The sequence below is a fragment of the Nocardiopsis chromatogenes YIM 90109 genome (assembly GCF_000341185.1).
Taxonomy (GTDB): Bacteria; Actinomycetota; Actinomycetes; order Streptosporangiales; family Streptosporangiaceae; genus Nocardiopsis_A; species Nocardiopsis_A chromatogenes.
In genome coordinates, this window is the sequence record NZ_ANBH01000199.1 from 15,656 (window position 1) to 41,204 (window position 25,549).

20 protein-coding genes, 1 tRNA gene and 1 pseudogene are annotated in these 25,549 nt (G+C 72.7%); 11 read left to right on the forward strand and 11 right to left on the reverse strand.

Annotated features, from left to right (window positions below):
• Nucleotides 1-345 precede the first annotated feature (345 nt).
• The 6 genes and pseudogenes from pgl to tkt form a co-directional block, all read right to left on the reverse strand.
• Nucleotides 346-1,131 carry a 6-phosphogluconolactonase gene (gene pgl, locus D476_RS0119250; RefSeq protein ID WP_017625564.1) on the reverse strand — a complete coding sequence of 262 codons (786 nt, stop codon included), beginning with the start codon at nt 1,129-1,131 and terminating at the stop codon, nt 346-348.
• The gene (locus D476_RS0119255; RefSeq protein WP_017625565.1) at nt 1,128-2,114 is read right to left on the reverse strand and encodes a glucose-6-phosphate dehydrogenase assembly protein OpcA; all 987 of its coding nucleotides are present in this window, start codon (nt 2,112-2,114) and stop codon (nt 1,128-1,130) included. The genes pgl and D476_RS0119255 overlap by 4 nt, the downstream gene beginning before the upstream one ends.
• 37 nt (nt 2,115-2,151) lie before the next feature.
• Nucleotides 2,152-3,681, reverse strand: a complete 1,530-nt coding sequence (zwf, locus tag D476_RS0119260) for a glucose-6-phosphate dehydrogenase (RefSeq protein ID WP_026123660.1) — start codon at nt 3,679-3,681, stop codon at nt 2,152-2,154.
• Between the two features lie 53 nt (nt 3,682-3,734).
• Nucleotides 3,735-5,328: pseudogene (locus tag D476_RS33855) on the reverse strand (glucose-6-phosphate isomerase).
• A 120-nt stretch (nt 5,329-5,448) separates the two neighbouring features.
• Complete coding sequence (gene tal, locus D476_RS0119270) at nt 5,449-6,555, reverse strand: transaldolase (protein ID WP_017625568.1); 1,107 nt, start codon at nt 6,553-6,555, stop codon at nt 5,449-5,451.
• Between the two features lie 77 nt (nt 6,556-6,632).
• On the reverse strand, nt 6,633-8,726 hold the full coding sequence (tkt, locus tag D476_RS0119275; RefSeq protein ID WP_017625569.1) for a transketolase: 2,094 nt from the start codon (nt 8,724-8,726) through the stop codon (nt 6,633-6,635).
• A gap of 429 nt (nt 8,727-9,155) precedes the next feature.
• On the opposite strand from tkt, the gene D476_RS0119280 reads away from it, so the two are divergent.
• Nucleotides 9,156-10,115 carry a heme o synthase gene (locus D476_RS0119280; protein ID WP_017625570.1) on the forward strand — a complete coding sequence of 320 codons (960 nt, stop codon included), beginning with the start codon at nt 9,156-9,158 and terminating at the stop codon, nt 10,113-10,115.
• An 80-nt stretch (nt 10,116-10,195) separates the two neighbouring features.
• A complete protein-coding gene (locus tag D476_RS0119285) occupies nt 10,196-11,548 on the forward strand; it encodes a PrsW family intramembrane metalloprotease (RefSeq protein WP_017625571.1) in 1,353 nt (450 codons plus the stop codon).
• Between the two features lie 66 nt (nt 11,549-11,614).
• Here the strand turns inward: D476_RS0119285 and D476_RS0119290 are convergent, their stop codons facing one another.
• Both D476_RS0119290 and D476_RS33860 read right to left on the reverse strand, forming a co-directional pair.
• Nucleotides 11,615-12,133, reverse strand: a complete 519-nt coding sequence (locus tag D476_RS0119290; RefSeq protein ID WP_017625572.1) for a hypothetical protein — start codon at nt 12,131-12,133, stop codon at nt 11,615-11,617.
• Nucleotides 12,133-12,468 carry a PadR family transcriptional regulator gene (locus tag D476_RS33860; protein ID WP_017625573.1) on the reverse strand — a complete coding sequence of 112 codons (336 nt, stop codon included), beginning with the start codon at nt 12,466-12,468 and terminating at the stop codon, nt 12,133-12,135. The genes D476_RS0119290 and D476_RS33860 overlap by 1 nt, the downstream gene beginning before the upstream one ends.
• A gap of 219 nt (nt 12,469-12,687) precedes the next feature.
• Between D476_RS33860 and D476_RS0119300 the strand changes: the two genes are divergently transcribed.
• The 4 genes from D476_RS0119300 (at nt 12,688) to D476_RS0119315 (ending at nt 16,683) form a co-directional block, all read left to right on the forward strand.
• Nucleotides 12,688-13,755, forward strand: coding sequence for a COX15/CtaA family protein (locus D476_RS0119300; RefSeq protein WP_017625574.1), 1,068 nt, complete (start codon nt 12,688-12,690; stop codon nt 13,753-13,755).
• A 266-nt stretch (nt 13,756-14,021) separates the two neighbouring features.
• Nucleotides 14,022-14,092: transfer RNA gene (locus tag D476_RS0119305), tRNA-Leu, on the forward strand.
• Between the two features lie 108 nt (nt 14,093-14,200).
• Nucleotides 14,201-15,772 (forward strand): TROVE domain-containing protein, encoded by a 1,572-nt coding sequence (locus D476_RS0119310; RefSeq protein WP_017625575.1) that lies wholly within the window; start codon nt 14,201-14,203, stop codon nt 15,770-15,772.
• A gap of 338 nt (nt 15,773-16,110) precedes the next feature.
• Nucleotides 16,111-16,683 carry a DUF1062 domain-containing protein gene (locus tag D476_RS0119315; protein ID WP_026123662.1) on the forward strand — a complete coding sequence of 191 codons (573 nt, stop codon included), beginning with the start codon at nt 16,111-16,113 and terminating at the stop codon, nt 16,681-16,683.
• Nucleotides 16,684-16,762: 79 nt separating this feature from the next.
• Here D476_RS0119315 and D476_RS0119320 read toward each other — a convergent pair whose 3' ends face one another.
• A complete protein-coding gene (locus D476_RS0119320; protein ID WP_017625577.1) occupies nt 16,763-17,467 on the reverse strand; it encodes a maleylpyruvate isomerase N-terminal domain-containing protein in 705 nt (234 codons plus the stop codon).
• Between the two features lie 666 nt (nt 17,468-18,133).
• Between D476_RS0119320 and D476_RS0119330 the strand changes: the two genes are divergently transcribed.
• The 3 genes from D476_RS0119330 (at nt 18,134) to D476_RS0119340 (ending at nt 20,811) form a co-directional block, all read left to right on the forward strand.
• Complete coding sequence (locus D476_RS0119330; protein ID WP_017625579.1) at nt 18,134-18,361, forward strand: hypothetical protein; 228 nt, start codon at nt 18,134-18,136, stop codon at nt 18,359-18,361.
• 165 nt (nt 18,362-18,526) lie between these two features.
• Nucleotides 18,527-19,372, forward strand: coding sequence for an SAM-dependent methyltransferase (locus tag D476_RS0119335; RefSeq protein WP_017625580.1), 846 nt, complete (start codon nt 18,527-18,529; stop codon nt 19,370-19,372).
• Nucleotides 19,373-19,512: 140 nt separating this feature from the next.
• Nucleotides 19,513-20,811 carry a purple acid phosphatase family protein gene (locus D476_RS0119340; protein ID WP_017625581.1) on the forward strand — a complete coding sequence of 433 codons (1,299 nt, stop codon included), beginning with the start codon at nt 19,513-19,515 and terminating at the stop codon, nt 20,809-20,811.
• A gap of 18 nt (nt 20,812-20,829) precedes the next feature.
• Here D476_RS0119340 and D476_RS0119345 read toward each other — a convergent pair whose 3' ends face one another.
• Both D476_RS0119345 and D476_RS0119350 read right to left on the reverse strand, forming a co-directional pair.
• Nucleotides 20,830-22,113 carry a hemolysin family protein gene (locus tag D476_RS0119345; protein WP_017625582.1) on the reverse strand — a complete coding sequence of 428 codons (1,284 nt, stop codon included), beginning with the start codon at nt 22,111-22,113 and terminating at the stop codon, nt 20,830-20,832.
• Between the two features lie 144 nt (nt 22,114-22,257).
• Nucleotides 22,258-24,048, reverse strand: coding sequence for a stealth family protein (locus D476_RS0119350; protein ID WP_017625583.1), 1,791 nt, complete (start codon nt 24,046-24,048; stop codon nt 22,258-22,260).
• A gap of 388 nt (nt 24,049-24,436) precedes the next feature.
• On the opposite strand from D476_RS0119350, the gene D476_RS0119355 reads away from it, so the two are divergent.
• Both D476_RS0119355 and D476_RS0119360 read left to right on the forward strand, forming a co-directional pair.
• A complete protein-coding gene (locus D476_RS0119355; protein WP_017625584.1) occupies nt 24,437-25,030 on the forward strand; it encodes a hypothetical protein in 594 nt (197 codons plus the stop codon).
• Nucleotides 25,031-25,055: 25 nt separating this feature from the next.
• Nucleotides 25,056-25,549 (forward strand): hypothetical protein (locus tag D476_RS0119360; protein WP_026123664.1); only part of this gene is annotated, 494 nt, incomplete at its 3' end.

The window sequence follows — 25,549 nt, forward strand, 5'->3', positions numbered from 1 at the left end:
GGTCGACCGGGGCCCGTGAGCGGGGGACCAGGCCAAGCCGCTCTTCTCGACCGCGAGGGGCCCATCGCCCGGGAAGCGGGGGCGGGGAACCACCCCGCTTCCTCCGTCGCCGCTAAGAACGGTGACCACGCACACGCCTGCCGCCCGACGACGCTGCCGTAAGAGCCGTGGTCCTTTGTCGTCGCCGCCCTCTGCCTCGCACTCCGGCGGCCTGGGGCCCGGCCGGGGCCGGTGCGCGGGGGACCGGCTCCCCCGTGATCCGGTCCATGAACGCACAACGGCGGCCGGTGACCTGCAACAACGCAGGCCACCGGCCGCCGTGGCGGAATGCCGGTATTCGGGGCCCTACATCAGCCCCTGGCCGCTGATGCCCTCCGGGAGTTTTGCCGCCGCCGCCCTGTCCAGCAGGAACAGGGTCCGCGAACGGCCCCGTGCCCCGGCCGCCGGGACCTGGACCTCCCCCGCCTCGGGGGACAGGGCCAGGCGCACCGCCTCGGCCTTGCCCTCGCCCGACGCCAGGACCCACACCTCCTTCGCCGCCCGGATGGCGGGGAAGGTCAGCGACACCCGCGTCGGCGGCGGCTTGGGCGCGCCGTGCACGGCCACCACCGTGCGCTCCTCCTCGTACAGCGCGGGCTGCTCGGGGAACAGCGACGCCACGTGGGTGTCCGGGCCGATGCCCAGCAGGCACACGTCGAACGCCGGGACGTCCGCGTGGTCCTCCGGGCGGGACGCGGCGCGCAGCGCCTCGGCGTAGCGCTCGGCCCCCGGCTCGGGCACCGCCCCGTCCGGGCCGTCCGAGGCGGGCATCGCGTGCACCCGCGCCGGGTCCACGCCCACGTGGTCCAGCAGGGCCTCGCGCGCCTGGGTCTCGTTGCGCTCGGGGTCCCCGGTCGGCAGGAACCGCTCGTCGCCCCACCACACGTCCACCGCCGACCAGTCCACGGCGTCCCGCGCCGGGGCCTGGGCCAGCTCGGCCAGCACGGCGATGCCGACGCCGCCGCCGGTCAGCACGACCGACGCCGACCCGGTCGCGGCCTGGGCGTCCACCAGGCGGGTGACCAGCCGCGCCGCGGCCGCCTTGGCCAGCAGCCCGGCGTCCGGGTGCACCAGCACCGACGGCGCGCTCACTGCGCCTCCTCCGCCGACGCGCCCGCCGATTCGTCCGTCCGGGCCCGCGCCGCGCGCTGCCCCGGGGACTCGCCCCGCTCGGTCATGTCCTTCAGGAATGTCGCGGTCCTCTCGTACATCAGGTCCGGGTCCAGCCGCCGCAGCTCCTCGGCCAGGGCCTCGGAGGCGCGCCGCCGGGCCAGGGCCACCGTCTGGTCGGGCTGCCCCGGCCGGGACAGGGTGGCCACCCGCCCGTCCTGGCGGTGCAGGGCGATGTCCCCGCCGTCGGTCACCAGCCGGGTCGCGGTGATGCCCGGGCCGTTGGACACGGTCCGCACCACCTCCACGTCCAGCTGGTAGGCCAGCCAGGCCGCCAGCAGGTCGGCGCTGGGGTAGTGGGCCTCGGCGGTCACCTCGGCCGCGGTCACCCACCCCGCCGGATGGTCCATGGTGCTGGCCAGCAGGGAGCGCCACGGGGTGAGCCGGGTCCACGTCAGGTCGGTGTCGCCGGGCCGGTGGTTGCCGATCCGCCCGAGCAGGTCGGCCAGCGGGTCCGGTGCCCGCAGCGCGTCGGTGATCCGCCGGTGCGCCAGCCGCCCCACCGGGTCGGCGGCGGGCTCGGTCGGCCCGGCCCCCGGCCACCAGGCCACCACCGGCGCGTCCGGCACCAGCAGCGGGGTGATGACCGAGTCGGCGTGCTCGCCCAGCGGCCCGTACAGCCGTAGCAGCAGCGCCTCGCCCGGTCCCGAGGTGCCAGGGCGGCGGATCTCGGCGTCGATGGCCGACTCGGCGTCCTGGTCGCGCCGGATCAGCGCGATGATGCGCGAGGGGTGCTCGCGCCCGGCCTCGGTGGCCGCCCGCACCGCGTCGTAGTGGTCGGCCTCGTCGGTCACGATCACCAGGGTCAGCACCATGTTCATGGCCCCGCCGCCGATGCTGTGCCGCTCCTGGGCCAGCGCCTCGGTGATCTGCGAGGTGTCGGTGCGCGGAAGGTACATCGTCATCGGTGGTCCTCCGTCCTCGGGGGCGCCCCCGGCGCCGTCACGGGCGCCGCCACTGGCGCCCCTCCCGGGCGAGCATGGCGTCGGCCGACTCCGGCCCCCACGTCCCCGACTCGTAGGGCTCGGGCCGCCCCTCCTTGGCCCAGTGCTCCTCCACCGGGTCCAGGATCTCCCACGACAGCTCGACCTCCTGCTGGCGCGGGAACAGCGGCGGGTCGCCGATGAGCACGTCCAGGATGAGCCGCTCGTAGGCCTCCGGGCTGGCCTCGGTGAACGACTGGCCGTAGGTGAAGTCCATGGTCACGTCGCGCACCTCCATGGCCGCCCCGGGCACCTTGGACCCGAAGCGCATGGTGACGCCCTCGTCCGGCTGGATGCGCAGCACCAGCGCGTTCTGCCCCATGTCCTCGGTATCCATCTGGCTGAACACCTGGTTGGGCGTGCGGCGGAAGACGAGCGCCACCTCGGTGACCCGGCGCCCCAGCCGCTTGCCGGTGCGCAGGTAGAACGGCACCCCCGCCCACCGCCGGGTGTTGACCTCCAGGCGCAGTGCCGCGTAGGTCTCGGTGACGGAGTCGTCGGGGATGCCCTTCTCCTCCAGGTACCCGCAGACCTCGTCGCCGCCCTGCCAGCCGGGCGCGTACTGGCCGCGGGCGGTGCCCGCCGCCAGGTCCGCGGGCAGCCGCACCGCCGAGAGCACCTTCTCCTTCTCGGTGCGGATGGCGTCGGCCGAGAACGACACCGGCTCCTCCATGGCCACCAGTGCCAGCAGCTGCAGCAGGTGGTTCTGGATGACGTCGCGGGCGGCGCCGATGCCGTCGTAGTACCCGGCCCGGCCGCCCACCCCGATGTCCTCGGCCATGGTGATCTGCACGTGGTCCACCAGGTCGCGGTTCCACATCGGCTCGAAGAGCGTGTTGGCGAACCGCAGCGCCATGATGTTCTGGACGGTCTCCTTGCCCAGGTAGTGGTCGATGCGGAAGACCGACTGCGGCGGGAAGACGTCGTCCACGACGGCGTTGAGCTCCTTGGCGCTCTCCAGGTCGTGGCCGAACGGCTTCTCGATGATGACCCGCCGCCAGGCGTCCTCCCGCTGGTCGGCCAGCCCGGACCGCTTGAGCTGTTTGACCACGGTCGGGAACAGCTTGGGCGGCAGCGACAGGTAGAAGGCGTAGTTGCCGCCGGTCCCGCGGTCGGCGTCCAGCTCGCGCACCGTGTCGGCGAGCGTGTCGAACGCGTCGTCGTCGTGCAGCTCGCCCTGGACGAACCGGACGCCCTCGCTGAGCTGGCGCCACACGTCCTCGCGGAAGGGGGTGCGGGCGTGCTCGCGCACCGCCTCGTAGGCCTCCTTCGCGAAGTCCTGGTGCTCCCATTCCCGGCGGGCGAAGCCCACCAGGCCGAAGCCGGGCGGCAGCAGCCCCCGGTTGGCCAGGTCGTAGATGGCCGGCAGCAGCTTCTTGCGGGCCAGGTCGCCCGTGACCCCGAAGAGCACGAGCACGCTGGGCCCGGCGATCCTGGGCAGGCGCCGGTCCAGCTCGCTGCGCAGCGGGTTCGGGGTCGCCCCCGGCATCACCGGCTCTTTCACGTTGAACTCCCCTGTGGTCGGGCCGTGTCGTCGGGCCGTCAGGCGCGCACGCGGGCCAGCGCCCGGCGGATCTGCGCCAGTCCGCCCGCGCGGTCGAGCAGGTGCAGGCGCACGGCGGGGCGCCCGCGCGTGTCCAGGGCCCCGAAGTCGCCCAGCGCTTGGGCGAGCTGGAGCCGTCCGAAGGAGTAGGGGCGGCCGGGCACCGGCAGGTCCTCCGGGTTCTCCCCGGTGATCTGCAGGAACGCCCCCTCGGCGGGGCCGCCCTTGTGGTACTGGCCGGTGGAGTGCAGGAACCGCGGCCCCCACCCGAAGGTGGTCGGGCGCCCGGAGGCGTCGGCCAGCTCGGCGCGCAGCCCCGCCGCCGGGGCGTCGGCGACCCGGTCCAGGTAGGCCATGACCGCCAGGTACCCGCGCTCGGGAACCGCCCCCAGCAGCGCCCGCAGCACGCCCTCCAGGTCGCGGGCGCCGCCGGTGGCCAGCGCCTGGGAGGCGCGCACCTCCACCGCCCCGTCGGTGAACATCGGCGCGCCCTGCGGCAGCGGGCCCTCGGCCGCGCCGTCCAGCAGCGCCTTGGTGTTGTCCTTGGACTCCTGCACGTTGGGCTGGTCGAACGGGTCGATGCCCAGCAGGCGCCCGGCGACGGCGGTGGCGTACTCCCAGGCCAGGAACTGCGCCCCCAGCGGGCCGGTGACCTGGACCAGCGCCCCGTCGGCGGGGGCGGGCCCGGCCTCGGAGAACGAGGTGGGCAGCGCGTCGGGCGCGTCGGCGAACCCCGGGGCGTTGGTGCCCTCGGCGACCACCGGCAGCAGCCCGGTGCCCTGCTTGCCGGTGGACTCGGCCACCAGCTGCTCGATCCAGTCGCCCAGCCCCACCGGGGTGGACCCGGCCAGCACCAGCTTGTCCCGCCCGGCCGCGCCCATCGCGGCGCCCAGCAGCAGCGCGGGGTTGCCCGCGTCGCCCTTGAGCGAGGGGAGGAGCGCCTCGGCCTCGTCCAGCAGCGCCTCCACATCGACGCCGGCCAGCGCCGCGGGCACCAGGCCGAACGCCGACAGGGCGCTGTAGCGGCCGCCCACGTTCGGGTCGGCCAGGTAGGTGCGGTAGCCGCGCTCGGCGGCCAGCGCGGCCAGCGGCGAACCGGGGTCGGTGACGACCGTGATCCGCTCGGCCGGGTCGATCCCGGCCTCGGTGAAGGCCTGCTCCAGGGCGCGGCGGTGGCTGTCGGTCTCCACGGTGCCGCCGCTCTTGGAGGAGACCACGGCGGCGGTGCGGTGCAGCCGGTCGTCCAGGGCGGCCCGCACCTGCGCCGGGTCGGTGGTGTCCAGCGTGGTCAGCTCGGCCCCGCGAGTGGCGGCGATGACCTCGGGGGCCAGCGAGGAGCCGCCCATCCCGGCCAGCACCACCCGGTCCACCCCGGCGGCGCGCAGCGACCGGGCGTGCTCGGCCAGCTCCGGCAGCAGCTCCCGGGAGGTGCGCGGCAGGTCCAGCCAGCCCAGCCGGACCGAGGCCTCGTCCTGGGCGGCGGGGCCCCACAGGGTGCTGTCCTTGGCGGCCAGGGCCGCCGGCACGCCGTCCGCGGCCAGCCCCGCGACCGCCTNCGGCACCGGTCACGCGCACGGACAGCCCGGCGCTCACGGCCTCCTCGACTCGGGGTTGCGTGCTCAACTCGACGACCTCATTCCCGTGTGTTCCAGGTGTCCCTTGTCCGGGGGGAGAGAAGAAGGGCCGGGGCGCTCCCGCGCCCCGGCCCCGTGTTCACGCGGATCCGCCGAGGGCGGACCGCACCCGGTCCAGCAACTGCTCCCAGGACTTCTCGAACTTGGCGACGCCGTCGTCCTCCAGCAGGCGCAGCACGTCCGCGAAGTCGACCCCGGCCGCCTCGATGGCGTCCATGTCCGCGCGCGCGGAGGCGTACTCCCCGCGCACCGTGTCGCCGGTGATCCGCCCGTGGTCGGCGACGGCCTCCAGAGTGGCCTCCGGCATGGTGTTGACCGTGTCGGGGGCGACCAGCTCGTCGACGTAGCGGGTGTCCGGGTAGGCCGGGTCCTTCACGCCGGTGGAGGCCCACAGGGGGCGCTGGCGGCGCGCACCGGCGGCCTCCAGCTCCTTCCACGCGTCGTTGGCGAAGAACTCCTCGTAGGCCTGGTAGGCCAGGCGCGCGTTGGCGATCGCGGCCCTGCCCTTGAGGTCCGTGGCCTCGGGCGTGCCGATGGCGTCCAGGCGCTTGTCGACCTCGCTGTCCACCCGGCTGACGAAGAACGACGCCACGGAGTGGATCTTGGTCAGGTCCAGGCCGTTCTCCCGCGCGCGGGCCAGGCCGTCCTGGAAGGCCTGCATGACGGCGCGGTAGCGCTCCAGCGAGAAGATCAGCGTGACGTTGACGCTGATGCCCTCGGAGATCGCCTGCGTGATGGCGGGCAGGCCCTCCAGCGTGGCCGGGATCTTGATCATCAGGTTGGGCCGGTCGACCATCCACCACAGGGCGCGGGCCTCGGCGACGGTGCGCTCGGTGTCGTGCGCCAGCCGCGGGTCGACCTCCAGCGACACCCGGCCGCCGACGCCGTTGCTGCGCTCGTAGAGCGGGCGGAGCACGTCGGCGGCCCACCGGATGTCGTAGCCGGTCAGAAAGCGCACGGCCTCGTCGACCGAGACGCCGCGGGCGGCCAGGTCGCGCAGCTGGGCGTCGTAGGCGTCGCCCTCGCCGAGCGCCTTCTCGAAGATCGTCGGGTTGGAGGTGACCCCGACGACGCTGCGGGTCTCGATCAGGTCCTGCAGGTTGCCGGTGCGCAGGCGGTCGCGGCTGATGTCGTCCAGCCAGACCGCGACGCCCTGCCCGGAGAGGTCATTGAGCGGGTTGGTCATCGCTTCTCGTACTCCTCGAAGACTTCTGGGTGCCCGACGCGAACAACACGCGCCGGGCCGGTGGCGTTCCCTCCGGGCTAGGAGGCGTTGGCGACACTCTTCTCGGCGGCGGCGACCACGGCGTCGGCGGTCAGGCCGAAGTGCTCGTACAGCTCGCCGTACGGGGCCGAGGCGCCGAAGTGCTCCAGGCTGACGGCCTCGCCCGCGTCGCCGGTGAACTCGCGCCAGCCCAGGGCGATCCCGGCCTCCACCGAGACCCGGGCGCGCACCGAGGAGGGCAGGACGCTCTCCTTGTAGGCGGCGTCCTGCTCGCGGAACCACTCCACACACGGCATGGACACCACGCGGGTCGGCGTCCCGGCGGCCTCCAGCCGCTCGCGGGCCTGCAGGGCGATGGCGACCTCGCTGCCGGTGGCGATCAGGATGGCCTGCGGCGCACCGCCGGAGGCCTCCGCCAGCACGTAGCCGCCCTTGGCCGTGCCCTCGGCCGAGCCGAACTCCGAGCGGTCCAGGGTGGGGACGTTCTGCCGGGTCAGGGCGAGCGCCGAGGGGCGGTCGCCGTTCTCCAGCACGGTGCGCCAGGCGACCGCGGTCTCGTTGGCGTCGCCGGGGCGGATCACGTCCAGCCCGGGGATGGCGCGCAGCGACCACAGGTGCTCGACCGGCTGGTGGGTGGGGCCGTCCTCGCCCAGGCCGATGGAGTCGTGCGTCCACACGTAGGTCACCGGCAGCTTCATCAGCGCGGCCAGGCGCACCGCCGGGCGCATGTAGTCGCTGAAGACGAGGAACGTGCCGCCGTAGGGGCGGGTGGGCCCGTGCAGCGCGATGCCGTTGAGGACCGACCCCATGCCGTGCTCGCGCACGCCGAAGTGCAGCACCCGGCCGTACTCGTTGCCGGGGAACATCGCGCTGGCGGCCTTCTCCGGCAGGAAGGACGGCTGGCCCTTGGGGGTCGTGTTGTTCGACCCGGCGAGGTCGGCCGACCCGCCCCACAGCTCGGGCAGCTCAGGGGCGATGGCGCTGAGCACCTCGCCGCTGGCCTTGCGGGTGGCCACGCCCTTGGCGTCGGCGTCGAACACCGGCAGGGCCTTCTCCCAGCCCTCGGGGAGCTTGCCCGCCTCCAGGCGCTCGAACAGCTCGGCGCGCTCGCCCGCCCCGGCCTGCCAGGCCTCGAAGCGCTTCTGCCAGGCGGCGTGGGCCTCGCGGCCGCGCTCCAGGGCCGAGCGGGTGTGGTCGAGGACGTCCTGCGGCACGTCGAAGCGCGTGTCGGGGTCCAGGCCCAGCACCTGCTTGGTGGCGGCGACCTCCTCGGCGCCCATGGCGGCGCCGTGGATCGCCCCGGTGTTCTGCTTGTTGGGGGAGGGCCAGCCGATGATGGTGCGCAGGCGGATGAACGACGGCTTGCCGGTCTCCGCGCGCGCGGCCTGCACCGCCGCGTACAGCGCCTCCACGTCCTCGTGGTAGGAGCCGCCCGCGAGCCAGTCGACGGTCTGCACGTGCCAGCCGTAGGCCTCGTAGCGCGCGGCGACGTCCTCGGAGAAGGCGATGCGGGTGTCGTCCTCGATGGAGATCCGGTTGTCGTCCCAGATCAGCACCAGGTTGCCGAGCTCCTGCACGCCCGCGAGCGCGCTGGCCTCGTGGCTGACGCCCTCCTCGACGTCACCGTCGGAGCAGATGGCGTACACGTAGTGGTCGAACGGGCTCTCGCCCTCGGGGGCCTGGGGGTCGAACAGGCCGCGCTCGCGGCGGGCGGCCATCGCCATGCCCACGGCGTTGCCGACGCCCTGGCCCAGGGGGCCGGTGGTGGTCTCGACGCCGGCGGTGTGCCCGTACTCGGGGTGGCCGGGGGTGAGGCTGCCCCACTGGCGCAGCCGCTTGAGGTCGTCCAGCTCCAGGCCGAACCCGGCCAGGTAGAGCTGGATGTACTGGGTCAGGCTGGAGTGGCCGGCGGAGAGCACGAAGCGGTCCCGCCCGACCCAGTCGGGGCGGGCCGGGTCGTGGCGCATGACCTTCTGGTACAGAAGGTAGGCCGCGGGCGCCAGACTCATCGCGGTGCCGGGGTGCCCGGAGCCGGCCTCTTCGACGGCGTCCATGGCCAGCGCACGGACCACATCGACGGAGCGGCGGTCGAGGTCCGACCACTCAAGGGAATTCGAGCTGCCGATGTTCACGCGGGCTCAGGGCTCCTTTCGCGCGTTCGCGCATTCGACGGGCGCCCGGCCACCGGGGAAGCCGGGGTGCGGCGAATGTGAGGTTGTGCATGCCGTATGCGGCCTCCCGCCGCCGCGCCCCGCGTGGCCCCGGGGCCGGTCATGGCAGGTTTGACCGCCTACGAGCCTATCGCCCCGGGCAGGGCCCGGGCGCGCCGCCACACGCGCCACGTCACGTGGCCCTCGTCGCCTTCCCGAACGGGAACGCCCGGTGACGCGCCGCAGGGGGCGCCCCGGTCAAGCACGCGCCCGCGGGAGTACTACAGTAAGTCGTCGACGGGGTTTTACCGGGTCTTGGCGGGTGCCGGAGAACGGTTCGGACCCCGCAGTGGCGAGCAGAAACATCCCGATCTTTCTCCGAGGTTCAGCGTGTCGTTGTCCGTAGAGCGGATGTCCCCCGCGCCGTCGTCCCCCACCGGCGGCGAGAGCGGCGACGGGCCGGGGCGCCGCGCCTCCGTGGGCGCCTACGTGCGGGCCTACGTCGCGCTGTCCAAGCCCCGGGTCATCGAGCTGCTGCTGATCACCACCATCCCGGTCATGTTCGTGGCCGCCCAGGGGGTGCCCCCGCTGTGGACCGCGGCGGCCACCCTGGTCTTCGGCACCATGTCGGCGGCCAGCGCCAACGCGCTCAACTGCTACATCGACCGGGACATCGACAAGGAGATGCGCCGCACCCGGCGCCGCCCGGTGGCCATGCACCAGGTCACCCCGCGCGGCACGCTGGTCTACGGCCTCGTGCTGGCGGCGGGCTCCACCGCCGGGTTCGCCCTGGCGGTGAACTGGCTGTCGGCCGCGCTGTCGGTGTTCGCGATCCTGTTCTACATCTTCGTCTACACGCTGCTGCTCAAGCGGCGCACCGCGCAGAACGTGGTGTGGGGCGGCATCGCCGGGTGCATGCCGGTGCTCATCGGCTGGGCCGCCATCACCGAGCGCCTGGACTGGGCGCCGTTCGTGCTGTTCCTCGTGGTGTTCTTCTGGACGCCGCCGCACACCTGGGCGCTGGCCATGCGCTACCGGGAGGACTACGCGGCCGCGCAGGTGCCGATGCTGCCGGTCGTGGCCGGCGACCGGCGGGTGCTGCTGGAGTGCGTGCTCTACAGCTGGGCCACCGTGGTCACCTCGGTGCTGCTGTGGCCGGTCGCCGGGACCACGCTGTTCTACCTGGCGGTCGCGGTGGTCCTGGGCGGGCTGCTGCTGGTCCAGGCGCACCGCCTGCTGGCGCGGTCGCGCGCCGGGGTGTCCGGGGCCCAACTCAAGACCATGGGGTTCTTCCACCTGTCCAACGCCTACCTGGCGCTGCTGTTCACCGCGGTGACCGTCGACCCGCTGCTGGCGGGCTGGCTCGCCTGACCCCCGCCCCCCGGCCCGGGGGCGACTTCCCTGAGGTCAACGCGCGAACGGCGGCCGGGTAACCGCTACGATCGGGCACCATGTCGGGTCTGGACACCAAAGCCATCCTGGAAGGCCGCCGCCCGGGCAGGCGCTCGATCGGCCTGTTCGTGGGCATCTTCGTCAGCGTGCTGTGCACCCTGGCCATGCTCGGGTACCTGCTGCTGGCCGGGCTGGCCACCGGCGGCGTGGTCGGGGTGGCGGGGTTCCTGATCGCCCTCTTGGCCGCCGTCATCCCGGTGGCGTTCCTGGTGCCGCTGATCCTCATGCTGGACCGGCTCGAACCCGAGCCGCGGTCCATGATGCTCTTCGCGTTCGTGTGGGGCGCCGGGGTCGCGGTGGGGGCCTCCTTCATCCTCAACACCGCCGGGATGGAGATGTGGGCGGTGCCGCTGTTCGGCGCCGACATGGGCGAGGTCATCACCACCACCGCGGTGGCCCCGATCGTGGAGGAGAGCGCCAAGGGGCTGGTCCTGCTCGTGCTGCTGTGGCGGCGCCGGTACGAGATCGACTCCTACACCGACGGCGTCACCTACGCGGCCATGGTGGCCACCGGCTTCGCGTTCACCGAGAACGTGCTGTACTTCCTGACGTCCTACTTCGAGCAGGGCTTCTTCGGGCTGGCGTTCACCTTCGTGCTGCGCGGACTCATCGGCCCCTTCGGGCACCCGCTGTACACCGCGATGATCGGTATCGGCGTGGCCTACGCCGCCATGCACCGCGGCGCCGGGCGGTTCTTCGCCCCGGTCGCCGGGTGGGTCGGCGCGGTCCTGCTGCACGCGCTGTGGAACGGCTCCACCGTGTTCGGCTGGGCCGTGGTGGGGGCCGCCTACGGGATCCTCTTCATCGTCCTGGTGGCGATCATCGCCATCGCGGTGCAGGACCGGCGGCGCCAGGTCGGGGCGATCTCCTACTACCTGCCGCAGTACGTGCCCACCGGGCTGGTGACCCCCGCCGACATCCGCATGCTCAGCACCATCAAGGGGCGCCGGGCCGCACGCGGATGGGCCCAGCGCAACGCCGGCGGGCGCGGCAAGGCGGCGATGAAGGACTACCAGCTCGCCGCCACCGAACTGGCGCTGCTGCACCAGCGGCTCGACCGGGGCGTGGCGCGCCCGGAGTGGGAGCAGCGGCGGGACGGGTTCCTGGCACTGATGCACGTGGCGCGGGAGGCCTTCCTCGGCCGGGTGGCCCGCCCCGCGGCCCCGGCATGGGCGCCGTCCCCGACCGACTCGGGCTTCCTCAAGCGCGCGGACTTCCAGCACGTGATCACCCAGGCCCAGGCCAAGCGCGGCTTCAGCGACCGCCCGGGCCAGCCGCCCCAGGCCCCGCCGCCGGGGCCTGCCCAGGGGCCCTTCCCACCCCCGGGGCCGCCAGGCCCGCCGGGGCGCTGAGACGGAGGCGCGATCAAGGCGGCGGGAGCTAGGGCACGATCGAGCTCCCGCGCGGCCGTGGCCGGTCTACTCTCCGCGATGGCGACTGTCCTCCGGGCGTTGGTGGTGCCGGAACTCCGGCACATCGCTTTTGAAGTACCCGGTTCCGAGCGTGTACTTCTGGGGCGGCAGGTCCCTCGGGCTCGTCACCAGATAAGCGAGTATGCTCTGGATCCTGGACGCCTCTGAGGCGAGCGGCCGGACGGGCACGTCCGCCGCCTTTCCCCTGCTCTCTGGTGTCGAAGCCAGGAGCGCGGCACCGGTTCGGGCCGCTCCGCGGATGGTGCTGATCGCGAACCGTACGCCCTTGAGCAACCGTGTGATCGGCACGGCATCGTCCCCGTGCAAGTACTGGTGAAGCTCGCCGGACCATTCGCGGTGCATGTCTTCGCGGCCGTGCTCGGGGACCCGCTGTGCGGCCAGACGGAGCAGGGCTTCGGGGACGCGATCGAGCCGTCCCCGTACTTCCTCTCCGAGCAGGTCGGAGAGGACACCGAGGGCGACACCGCCGAGGAAGACGGCGATGGTCCATGCCAGCGCGGTCATCAGGTCCCCTCCTGGGGCTTCAGAGAGCGGGGGAAGGCACCCGGCCAGATCTGGGCGTGCAACTCGGCGAGGCCGGTGCGGGCCGCGGCGGCGCCGTCGCGGGTGAGGGTGTAGTAGCGGCGTGCGGGTCGGCCTTCGGCCTCTTCGTCGATGTCCTCGAACTCGGCTTCGAGCCAGCCCGCAGTGCGCAGGCGGGCGAGGATGGGGTAGAGGCTTCCGCTGGCGAGCCCGGTGTCCTTCATCAGGCCGTAGCCGAACCGTCTTTGCCGGGGGTCGTCGAGGAAGGCGCGGAGCACCTTCGCGACGCTGGGGGTGATCTTCAGGTCATCGACCATGTAGCAAGTCTACATAGGGGGCCGGGTTCGGGCAGGTCCTCATACGGATCCATGTCGTACCGGACGTTCCGGCCGGGGTAGGGAGAGGAGCCGGGGGATGGTGCGCACGGCACGTGCCACCTGATCGGCGCGGAGCCTCGCCGTCGTGTTCAGCCGCAGGTCATCGATCATGCGTGACCCGGTTTCGGGCCACAGAGCGCCAGTACTACATTGTGTCGTATGCATGTTGAGCCTGGTCCGGCGGCGCTGGCGGCCGATGACATCGAGATCCTCTCCCTGCCCCTGTGGGCCTGGCAGGTGGCCTTCGCCGTCGCCGGGGTGGTCGCGCTCGTGCTGCTCGCGCGCACCATCTGGCACCCCACCACGCGCACCCTGCGGTGGTGGGCGCTGGGCAACGTGATCGTCAACGCCGGGATCGCCGTCACCGGCGCCACGGTGCGCGTCACCTCCTCCGGGCTGGGGTGCTCGGAGTGGCCGCGCTGTACCGAGGACAGCTTCGTCCCGGTGGACACCGGGCACACCGCCTGGCAGGCCGCCATCGAGTTCGGCAACCGCACGCTCACCTTCCTGGTGCTGGCGGTCGGCGTCATCGTTCTGGTGGCCGTGCTGCGCATGCGGCCGCGGCGCCGCGACCTCACGGCCCTGGCCGTCGCCATTCCGCTGGGGGTCATGGGCCAGGCCGTCGTCGGCGGCATCACCGTGTGGAGCGGGCTGCACCCGGCCTCCGTGGCCGCGCACTTCCTGCTGTCCATGGTGGTCGTCGTGCTCACCATGGCCTTCTACGTGCGCTGCCGCGAGCCGCAGGGGGTCCTGCGGCCCACCGTCACGCCCGCCGCGCGGCTGCTGGCCACCGCCCTGGTCCCGATGGGGTTCGTGCTCCTGATCGCCGGGACCGTGGTCACCGGGACCGGCCCGCACGGCGGCGACATCGACGCGCCGCGCTGGGGGTTCGACATGGTGGCCGTGGCCCGCACCCACTCGCTGCTGGCCTGGGCGACCAGCATCGGCGCCATTGCGATGGCCGTGCTGACTCGCCACGGGCCCGCCGCCGCCCGGCGGCAGAGCCTCCTGCTGATCGCCGCGATCGTGGCCCAGGGCACGATCGGGTACGTCCAGTACTTCACCGGCCTGCCCGAGTGGCTGGTGGTGCTGCACGTCCTGGGCTCGGCGGTGGTGTGGATCGCGATCCTGCGCCTGTACTTCGCCACCGCTGAACGCGTCGCCGCCGAGGGGGAGGCGGAGAAGGGGAAGGCCGCCGGGCCCGACACGGCCGCCGCGAAGGCCTGACCCGGGCACGGTGCCGAGGGCCGGGAGGAAGAAGGTGCTCGGATCCGCCGGTACGGGGAACGGAATCGACGCCGACGAACGGTGCCTGGAGAAAACCGTTTTCTCCGCGTAGGGGGGCGCTGTTAGCTTCTGAGGGCACCTCCCGGTGCGAAGGCGGCGGATACTTCTGGTGAAATCACGCGGGCCTACGGCGCCTGAGAACTCGCCTCACGGCGGGGAAGCCGTCGTCACCATCGATCTCGGGAGGGCCTCATTTCAGAAGGGGCGCCCGGTGCGCAGACGGCGGTTACTTCGACTGAGGATCGAGTGGTTGCAGGTTCGAGTCCTGTCACCGGCTCAGCCGGTGTAGCTCAATCGGTAGAGCGCTTCATGTGCCCGCCGTCGACCTCGACCTCGGGCGTCCCTTCTGAATACGGCTCCTCCCGGTGCGGAAGGAGCCTTCTCCATGTCAAAGTTCAACCGGACCGGTGCCCACCCCTCCGGGCGCGGCCCCATCACCTCAGAACAGGTCCCCTCAGGCCTCACCTACGAGGGCGCCCCCGGCTACGCCCGTGACGCCCGCAGTGAGCTGTTCCTGCTGGCCGTGTCCAACATGGTCGGCGAGCAGACCTTCTACGAGGACGCCGATGAGCGCGACGCCCGGTACCGGGGCCTGGTGCATCGCCTCGCGGTCGACGACCCCGACTGGTTCACCGGCTTCGTGCGCTGGCTGCGCACCGAGGCCAACATGCGCAGCGCCGCCTTGGTGGCCGCCCTCGAAGGCGCTCGGGCGCGCGTCGGGGCAGGGGAGTACGGATACTCCCGCCAGATGGTCGACGCCGCGATGGCGCGCGCCGACGAGCCCGGGGAGGCGCTGGCCTACTGGACGGGCCGCTACGGCCGCGCCGTGCCCAAGCCCGTCAAGCGCGGCATCGCCGACGCCGCCGCCCGTCTGTACACCGAGCGCTCCCTGCTCAAGTACGACACCGCCTCCAAGGGGTTCCGCTTCGGCGACGTGCTTGAGCTGGTCCACGCCTCTCCGGCCGCCGACAAGCCCTGGCAGGGCGCGTTGTTCAAGCACGCCATCGACCGGCGCCACCGCGTGGACGCCCCGATCCCCGAGGGCCTGGGCGTCCTGACCCGCGGTGCCGCCCTGCGGAGCCGGGCCGACACCGACCCGGCGGCGCTGCTCGACCCCGAGGCGCTGCGCAGGGCCGGGATGACGTGGGAGAACGCGCTGTCGATGGCCGGTGACCGGGTCGACAAGGCGAAGCTGTGGGAGGCACTCATCCCCTCCATGGGGTACATGGCCCTGCTGCGGAACCTGCGCAACTTCGACGAGGCCGGTGTCTCGGACGACGTCGCCGAACGCGTCGCCGCCAGGCTCGCCGACCCCGACGAGGTGGCCCGGTCCCGCCAGCTGCCCATGCGGTTCCTGTCCGCCTACAAGGCGGCCCCGTCCCTGCGGTGGGGCCACGCCCTGGAGAAGGCGCTCGGGCACTGCCTGGAGAACGTGCCGCACCTGGACGGGCGCACGCTCGTCCTGGTCGACCAGTCCGGATCCATGGGCGCACGCCTCTCGGCGCGCTCGGACCTGTCGAGGGCCGCGGCCGCGCAGATCTTCGGCGCGGCCCTGGCACTGCGCTGTGCCGAGGCCGACCTCGTCCAGTTCGACACCAACAGCGAACCCGTGCCCGTCCGGCGCGGGGACGCCCTGCTGAAGGTCGTCGAACGTTTCTGGGGCGCGCGCGGCGGCACCCAGACCGCCAAGGCGGTGCGGGACGGCTTCCACGGGCACGACAGGGTCGTCATCGTCACCGACGAGCAGGCGTGGGCCGGGCGCAGGGGCGCCGAGCCCACCAAGGCGGTCCCGCCGGAGGTTCCCGTCTACACCTGGAACCTCGCGGGCTACAAGTACGGCCACGGCCCGAGCGGGGAGGCACACCGCCACACCTTCGGCGGGCTGTCGGACGCGGCCTTCCGTATGGTCCCGCTGATCGAGGCGGGCCGCTCGGCCGACTGGCCGTGGGTGGGGTAGCCGCCGAAGGCGGAGGACCCGGCGCGACGCCGGGCCCTCCGCCGTGCGCTCCACGCGTCCGCTCCGGCGCCGGGGGCGACCGGGGAGGCGCCGACGAAGGGCGCGGAAAACCACTTGCCCCTGACGTCCCGCCTCCCCTACCTTCTCTGCGGCCCAGTCACACCGAGGACGAAGGACATAGCGCTTGACCCCGCCTGCTCTGTAGACCTGACACCTTTTACCGCTCACCTGTAAGCCGACGCTCTTCCGTCGGCTCTGCCGGGCTGCCTTCGCGCGCCCGGTGACGCAGCGTTCGAGGCCGCGCGTAATCGGCCTCGTGTCAGGTCTTAGAGAGCTCTATGTCTTCACACCTCAATATCGTGCTGCCCTGGGTCGTCCGCCGGACCGGGCTGCCCCTGCTGTCGATGCGGTGCCCGGACTGCCGCTCGGAGTCGGCCACCACCGGCGACGGCAGGTTCCGCGTCAACGCCAACGGCAAGCTGCTGGACGTGTGGCTGCTGGTGCGCTGCACCTCCTGCGACCGGACCCACAAGCTCACCGTGCACGACCGTGCGCCGGTCAGGACCCTCGACCCGGCTGACCTCGACGGCTACCACACCAGTGACCCGGAGCTGGTGGCGTCCACACTGCTGGATCCGCAACTCGCCCGGCGCAACCGCTTCACCCTCGACTGGACGGGGGCCTGGCGGCTGGACGTGCTTTCGCCCTGGCTCGACGAGCCCTGGCCGGTCGACGTGGACGTGGTGTTCGAGGCCCCGGTGCCGGTGCGCCCGGAACGGCTCATCGCCCAAGGGCTCGGCCTCAGCAGGAGCGAGGTCCTGCGCCGGGTCAAGAGCGATGTCCCGCTGCGGCGCCCGACGAGCACCGGGTTCGCCTTCACCGTGATGCCGACCATGACGGCGAAGGAGTAGGCGCTCCCTGCTGAGTGCGGGGTCTGCGGCCCACCGCTCCGTCCGAAGACGGCGGCGGGCCGCAGACCCCGGCCCGCCCCTAAGGCCGAGGAGGCCGAGGGGTGCCGTCCCAGCGCCATTCGGTCCGACGCGGCCGCCCGGGCAAGTCGGCCCGGCCGGTCGCCCACAACAGCGCCGCCCAGGGGCCGGAATCGGAGTCCTCCTCCGAGCCGTCCTCAGGCACCGGCACGTCGGGGAACAGACGCGCGAGCACCCGGGCGCACAGGTCCGCCGGGGGCTCCCACTCCAGCCCGAGCCCCTGCGCCAGGTCGTGCGTGTGTACCAGGGTCTCCACGACCCCCATGGCGGCGAAGCCCTCCGGGTCCGAGACGCCGAAGGGGTGGTAGGCGCGTGTCCGGGGAGAGGCCGTGCGCACCATGGCGGCCAGCAGCGCGCCGCTCGCCTCCAAGGTCTGCAGCAGGCCCGCGGGACCGGCCTCCCTATCGGCGTGGACGGCGTTGTGGGGACCGCCGGACCTGCGGCTCTCCCATACGAACGGCACCTCGCCCTCAAGGGGCGGGTTCCTGGGGCCGAGCTGGACGGCGTAGGCGAACAGGTCGTCGCCGAGGTGTTCGCAGGTCTCCCAGCAGGACCAATCCAGCGCACCGGCCTTGCCGTCCCACCCGTCGTCGGGAGCCCCGTGGAGCGCGTCCACGGCGAGCCGGACGGCGCGGTCGAGGTCGTCGGCGGTGACGGGGCCGGGGGAGGCGGGGGAGCCGGGTGAGTCTGCAGTCGTTCCGGGCATCGCACGAATGTACCGCGCGGGAGAACCGGCGCACCCGTCGGTTTCCGGCCGTTCTCCGGCCGCGACGGCGGGCGGCCCGGGAACGGTCACGGCGCCAGAACCCGCTCCGGGGTGTCCACCCACAGGGTCTGGGCGCCGTCGGCGCCGACCGTCAGCCCGAGCCGCTCCCGCCCCGGGCGCCCCGCCCGCTGCCAAGCTGTGCGTGCGCGGCCGATCTCCGCGCACAGGTTCCGAGGACCGCGAAACGGTGGGCTTCGAGATCATCGCCATCGGGTGTGAATTCCACCAAGGTCCGAGAGCCTGCACGGTCGGACAGTCGCTCGACCAGCGTGACTCGCCTCTGATCGAACGTCGTCACGTGCCGGTCTTCTCTCCGCCGCCGCTGTGGGGGGAGGGGTGCTGGGAGCCGTTGTCCTTGGGGTCGCCTCGTCGGTCCTGGGGCTGGTCGGGGTTGCCGTGCTTGCCCATGGACGGCCCCTTCCCTGGCCAGGGGGTCATGATCACGGTAACCCGGTGATCGCCCTGCGTCCTGATCATGGCCGAATCCGGTCGGTGGGCTGCGAAAACCCGGAAAACCCGGTGTGCAGGCGGCAACCTCTCCCCGGCCGCCCCTCGTCTTCCCAAGCACAGATCCTCGCCGAAGGTCCCGTCCTCCGGAGGTGCGGCATGTCCGTCGAGCCCTATTCGGTCCAGCTGGACGCGGGCAACGGCCACTGGGTGATCAAGTCCGGCACCCGCAGCCTCGTCCCCCGGCCGCGCGGGGCCCCGCGGTACGAGTACGCCCCGACGGTGACCCTGAGATGCTGCAACTGCACCTGGGAGCACCGGGACGTCCCGCACGACCTGGCCGAGGACCTCTTCGACCGGCACGCGGAGGACGTGGCCGAGGCCTGAGCGCCCCTTGCCCGCGCTGCTCGTGCCCCGCGCTCGTGCGTGCGTCCCGCGGGCCATGGCCGGAGTCGGCCGCCTCAGAGGGCCGAACGTCCCATCCGCCGACCGTCGGGAGTCCCTAGGCTGCCCGGGGCCGCCGTCATGGCCCCGACCGGAACGGACCCCCTCATGACCGACGTTCCCGCGTGGATGAAGCCCGACTCCGACACCGTCGGCACGCCGGGCCGCGTCCCGGCCGGGATCGACACCTCCGTCTCGCACCCGGCCCGCATCTGGGACTACTGGCTCGGCGGCAAGGACAACTTCGCCGCCGACCGGGAGACGGGCGACCAGGTCCTGGAGGCCATCCCGGACATGGCGGCCAACGCCCGCGCCGACCGGGCGTTCCTCGCGCGCGCCGTGCGCTGCATGGCGGCCGAGCACGGCGTCGGCCAGTTCCTCGACATCGGTACGGGGATCCCCGGGCCCGGCAACACGCACGAGATCGCCCGCCAGGCCGACCCGGACGCGCGCGTGGTCTACGTCGACAACGACCCGGTGGTGCTGGCCCACGCCACCGCCCTCATGGCCGACGGCGCCCCGGGGGCCACCGACTACGTCCATGCCGACCTGCGTGAGCCGGGAAGGGTGCTGGACGGGGCGCGCCGCACGCTGGACCTGGACCGCCCCGTCGGGGTGATGTTCCTGGCGGTACTGGAGTTCGTCCCCGACAACGAGCAGGCCATGGAGATCATCGACGCGGTCATGGCCGCCGTGCCCGCGGGAAGCCTCCTGGCGCTGTCCCTGAGCACGACCGAGGTGCGCAAGGAGAACGCCGAGGAGGGCGCCCGCATCTGGAACGAGAGCGGTTCCACGCCGCTGCTGCTGCGCACGGCCGCCGACATCGAGGCGATGTTCGCGGGGCTGGAACTGCTCGACCCCGGTGTGGTGTCCTGCACCGACTGGCGGCCCGAGGGGATCGTCCGCCCGTCGGACCGGGTGGCCCAGTACTGCGGTCTGGCCCGCAAGGCCTGACGGGCACGCCGGGGCGGTCCGGCCCCCTGGCCCGACCGCCCCGGCGAGGAATCCGCCCCGTACCCGACTATTCACCACACGTTACCCATGGTTCCTTATCGTCACGGACGACCGCACCGCCCCCGTGTGGATGAGGAGCCATGGCCAGATCCCCCTTCCCCCGTGCCCGTCGCGCGCCCGGGGCCGCCGTGCGCCGCGGAGCCGCCGCCGCGGCCCTGACCTTCGCGTTCGCCGCCGCGGCCGCGCCCGCCCAGGCGGCCGCCGCACCCGAGCGCACCACCCTGTCGCCCACCGCCGACCCCTCCACCTCCCAGACCGTCACCTGGCGGGCCGCCGACGACTACGCGCCCGTCCTGGAGATCGCCCCCGCCTCGGCCCCCGACCAGGTGCGGCGCGTCGAGGGCGAGCGCACCGGCACCACCGACGGCGTCCACTACCGCGCCACCGCCGACGGCCTCGAACCCGGCACCGACTACCGCTACCGGGTCGGCTCCGCCGACGGCGGGGCGTTCGGCGACTGGCTGGCCTTCGGGACCGCCGCCGACGGGCCCGAGCCGTTCCGCTTCCTCTACTTCGGCGACGTGCAGAACGACATCACCGGCGGCGCCGCCCCCACCATCGAGGCCGCGCTGGCCGACGCCCCGGACGCCGAGCTGGCCGTGCACGCCGGGGACCTGGTCAACTCCGGCGGGTCCGACGCCGAGTGGGGCGAGTGGTTCGACGCGTTCGGCCAGGACGCCACCGGAACCGTGAACCAGGTCGCCGCCCCCGGCAACCACGAGTACTCCGGGTGGAGCATCACCGACCACTGGGGCCTGCAGTTCCCGGGCGCGGGCAACGGACCCGATGACGACGACCTGGAGGACACCGTCTACTACACCGACCACCAGGGCGTGCGGTTCGTGGTGCTCAACTCCAACTACCGCAACGCCCCGTGGTTCGACACGAAGGACTGGCTGGAGGACCAGCAGTACTGGTTGCGCGGAGTGCTGGAGGACAACCCCAACCCGTGGACCGTGGTCACCTTCCACCACCCGGTCTTCTCCAACTCGCCGACCCGGGACAACGGGCGGTTGCGCGACATGTGGCTGGAGGTCTTCGAGGAGTACGACGTCGACCTGGTGCTCCAGGGCCACGACCACGGCTACGGCCGCGGCAACCTGGTCGCCAACCGCACCGGCGACCCCGACGTGCAGACCGGCCCGGTCTACGCGGTCGCGGTGACCGGCCCGAAGATGTACGGGGTCAGCGAGGCCAACTGGACCGACAACGGCGCCGAGGCGCGGGTCCAGCGCGAGGAGACGCAGACCTACCAGGTCGTCGAGGTCGACGGGGCGCGCCTGGACTACGTCTCCAAGACCCGCGGGGGAGAGGTCGTCGACCGCTTCCACATCACCAAGGACGCGGACGGCAAGCGGGTCACCGACGACCTGCCGTAGCGGCCGCGGCCGTCCCGCTCAGGCCCGCCCCGGACCGGGACCGCGCACCTCGACGAGGAGGGTGCGGTTGCCGCTCATCCGGACGACGCGAAGGACGCACCCGTCCACCGTCACCGAGTCGCCCTCTCGGGGGATCCGCCCCAGGCGGTGCATGACCAGCCCGCCCAGCGTCTCGTACGGCCCGTACGGCAGGCGGAGGCCCGTCTGCTCGGCAAACTCCTCCAGGCGCAGACCCGCCTCATAGGTCCCCGAGCCGCCCTCCGCCCCGGCGGGCGGCTCGGGGGCGTCGTGCTCGTCCTGGATCTCGCCGACCAGCTCCTCGACGAGGTCCTCCAGGGTGACGATGCCGTCGGTGCCCCCGTACTCGTTGACCACCACCGCGATGTGGGTCCGCTCGTCCCGCATCAGGCCCAGCGCCGTCAGGGCGCGGTTGGTCGCGGGCAGGGCCACGATCGGCCGCATGATGTCGCGGAGGCGCCCGCCGCGGCCCATGTTCACGAAGAGGTCGCGGATGTGGAGGAATCCGACGACGTCGTCGACGTCCTCGCCCCTGAGCGGGTAGCGGGAGTACGGCAGGTCGGCCACCCGGGCGGCCGCATCGGCGGTGTCCATGTCGGCCTCGAGGAACTCCACCTCCACCCGCGGCCGCATCACCGCGTGTACCGTTCGGTCCGCCGCCTGGAAGACGTCGGCCACGATCTCCCGCTCGTCCCTGGACAGGTCGGCGCTGTTCGTCACCATCTCACGCAGCTCCTCGCGGCTGACGTGCTCGCCCTTGGCGGACGGGTCGCCGCCGAAGAGCCGGACCACCGCGTCGGTGGAGACCGACAGCAGCCAGATGACCGGGCGCATCGCGGTGGCGAACTTGTCCAGGGGCGGCGCCACGACCAGCGAGATCCCGGCCGCCCGCTGCAGGGCGAACCGCTTGGGCACCAGCTCGCCCAGCACCAGGGACAGGTAGGCGACGAACAGGGTGAGCACGACGAGCGCGATCCCGTCGGCGAGCGGCTCGGCCAGACCGGCCCCCACCAGCAGCGGGGCGAAGTCCGGGGCCAGCGTCGAGGCCCCGTAGGCCGCCGAGAAGAAACCGGTGACGGTGACGCCGATCTGCACGGCGGACAGGAACCGGTTGGGGTCGCGGGCCAGCGCCGCGACCTCGGCGCCCCGCCGTCCGCGCTTCTCCAGTCGGCGGATCTGGCTCTCCCGCAGCGAGACCAGCGCCAGCTCGGTCCCGGCGAAGACGCCTCCCAGCAGGACGAACGTCAGTACCAGACCGAGATTGACCAGTGTGTCGATGTCCATCGGTGCAGCCCGCCCTGGCCCGGTGTGGGGTCGTCGTCCCAGACTAAGGCGGCGCTCCCCGCCCCGGGCCGCCAGGCGCCGTTGGCGTGTCGGCGGCCCACGGCGGCGCGCGGCCGGTCAGGAGGGGCGCCGTAGGCCGGTGTCCTAGGCCCCCTCCTTCTCCCAGGGGGAGGGGAAGGGGAAGTACTCCGCCAGGAAGCCGCCCACCATGGCGTCGACCTCCTCCTTGCGCTCCGGCGGCGTGTCCACGTCGTTGAGGCAGAAGAAGTCGTGGGAGCGCCGCGTGCGCAGCTCCTCCAGGCGCTCCCGGGCGTCGTCGGTCGCCACGTCGACGTAGCGCAGCCGGTACTCGGCGGGGACGCCGCGCCCGGTCAGCAGCGCGTGGTGGTGGTGCAGGGTCGCGCCCATCCCGATGTCGTCCGTCGACCGGAACCGCGAGGCCGCGGTCGCCTCGACCGCCTCGGCGAACGTCTTCTCCAGCTCCTCCATCACCTCCCTGATCTGGGGGTGCGGGACATGCTTGAACTTGTTGGTGATGAACCGCCCGTGCTCGGCCTCGATGAGCCTGCGCACGTTCTTGCCCGCCGAGTTGGGCGCGGGCTCCTGGGGGTGCGGCTCCCCGAGCCCGAACTGGAAGGGGGAGAAGGGGAGACGGGCGATGCCGTTGGCGTGGAAGAAGTCCTCGGCGGCGGCCGGGCGGCCGAAGAAGACGTCGTCGTTCAGGTACAGGTACCGGTCGCTGAGCCCGGCGATGTGGTGGAGCTGCGTGCCGATGGCGTGCGAGTTGAACACCGGCAGGACCCAGGGGTCGGTGAAGATGTCCCGGTGGTCGACGACGGTCACCCCGCTCGCCGACGTGTCCAGCCAGCGCGGCGTCTGGCGGTCGGTGACGATGTAGACGTGCCTGATGAACGGCGCGTAGGTGTGCAGTGACCGCAGCGCGTACCGGAGTTCGTCGCGGTCGGTGTACCGGGAGGCGCCGGTCTCGCGGGCCGCGATCTCGCCGGTGCCCCCGCGGTGGCGCTCGCGCTCGGCCGCCAGCACGGGGTCGTCGCCGTCCACCCAGGTGAAGACCGCGTCGACGGGGAAGTCGACCCGGTCGGGGCGCGGGCGGGTGAACGGCGCGAAGGTGGGGTGCTCGCGTCCGTCCACCAGCGCGGTCGCCGGGACGCGCTGGTCGGCGGGCAGGACGTCGGCGACCTGGTTGCGGCGCGGGGCGACCCAGGAGGCGGCGAGCACCTCCTCGGGCGCCTGGACACGCAGCCGGGCGTACTTGTCCGCGTAGGCCTCGTCGGCCAGGAGCGACTCGCCCTCGCGCCAGAACTCCACGTCGCACCCGTGCTCCAGGCCCGAGAGGAGCTGGCCGTCCGGGCCGAGGAGGTGGCGGCCGAAGCGGATCACGGCGCTCTTCTTGACTTCGGAGGGCAGGGCGCCCTCGGCATAGAGCGCGGGCCCGGCGGCGAGCGCGCCGCCCGGCGCGGGCGTGGCGGCATAGACGGAGCTCGCTCCGTACAGCGCGCGCATGGCCTCCAGGAATGCCTTCTTGTCGGCGCGGCGCAGGCCCACCACGTGGCGGGTGCGCGAGCGGCCGGGCACGAGGAAGTAGTCGGCGCCGGCGTGCACGGCGGCCTCGGTGACCAGGCGGAGGTTGTGCGCGGAGGCATCGCGGGAGGTGAAGGAGTCGGCGAGGCGGCCGACGAGCTCCTGGCCGTCCGGGCCGGTGAAGGGGCGGAGGCGCTTGTCGGAGGCGAGCAGGGCCCGGCGCTTGAGGACGATGCGCTCGGCGCGGTCGCGCTCTTCGGCGGCCTTGCGCTCGGCCCGCTTACGCTCCGCAGCGGCTTCGCGCTCGCGGCGGCGCTCCTCTTCGACGCGTGTCCGGACGGTGGGCGGGAGGAGGTGCTTCCCCGCTCTTCTGATACGCGCTTTGACGCCCATGCGACGGTCCTTCCGGAGGCGGAGCGGGGGACGCCTCGACGTTTCACCTGTTCACCCGGAATCCGGGCACGACTGTTGTGGCCTGCGAAGATGCGGCCTACTGGACGGTACGCCGCGAAAGTAAAGAGGACATAACAGACATAACAACGCGATTGCGGGCGTGGCCGGACACGGACACGGGATCCCCGGGAGACTCCCGGAAAACCTGAACAGATTCTCAGGTTTGCAGCTCAAGGGGCTACGTAAAGTCAGGAAAGAAACCTTTGTGATCTATAGCACGCATTGCGGCGGATGGGGAGACCGCTTACGTTGATCCGCGTTTTACGCACGGCCTGCCGCACCCGCTCCAGGTGGGCTCATCCCCCGACCCTGAGACAGGTGTGTCCGAATGCCGTCCGGAAAGCCTGCGGGGGCCGCATCGGCCTCGCTGGGCCTGCTGCTGACCGCATCCCTGCTGGCCGCCCCGGCCGCGGCCGAGCCGAGCGACCACTCCCCGGAGGAGGAGGCCGCCGGGCAGGCCGCCGCCTCGGGCGAGCGCGTGGAGATCGAGTCCTTCACCGACGAGACCACGCAGGTCTTCGCCGAACCCGACGGCTCCTTCACCATGGAGACCTCCCCGGTCCCGCAGCGCGTCCGCGCCGACGACGGGTGGGCCCCGGTCGACACCGACCTGGTCGCCGCCGGTGACGGAACGGTGCGCCCCAAGGCGTCGGCGGCCGAGGTCGCCTTCTCCGGCGGCGGCGATCAGGCACCGATGGCCCGCGTGGGGATCGGCTCCAACGCCGTCGAACTGGACTGGCCGGGCAGCCTGCCCGAACCAGAGCTGGAGGGCGCGCAGGCCACCTACCCGGAGGTGCTGCCGGGCGTGGACCTGGTGCTCACCGCCTCGGTGGACGGGTTCACCCAGGTGCTCGCCGTCAAGACCCGCGAGGCCGCAGAGCCTGTGGCTGGACTCCATCACCCACCCCGGCCACACCGGTAGCGGCGACCCGCAGGCCTACCCCTCGGTGACCTTCGGCGGCACCCCGATGGTCAACCGGGTCGACGCCACCACCGACGGCCTGGCCGAGATGTACAAGTGGCGCGTCACCGCCATCTACACCGAGACCGGCGGCCAGGTCGACGTCTCCTACTCGCAACCGGAGTGCACGGCCGGCGAGACACCGAAGCCGCACGAGAACACCAAGCGCTGCTACCCGGTGATCTGGACCCCCGAAGGAGAGGAAGAGCTCACCGACTGGTTCCACAAGTACACCGTCACCCAGGTCGCCGAGATCGACCTGGTCGGCGACCAGCCCGACGTCATCACCTCCTATGAGTACGAGGGCGGCGCGGCCTGGGCGCACGCGAAGCCCGACGGCATCACCCCCGAGGAGAACCAGACCTGGTCCGTCTTCCGCGGCTATGGGACCGTCAAGGTCCGCACCGGCCATCAGGACGCGACGCAGACCGAGGAGGAGTACCTCTACTACCGGGGCATGGACGGCGACGAGCTGCCCGA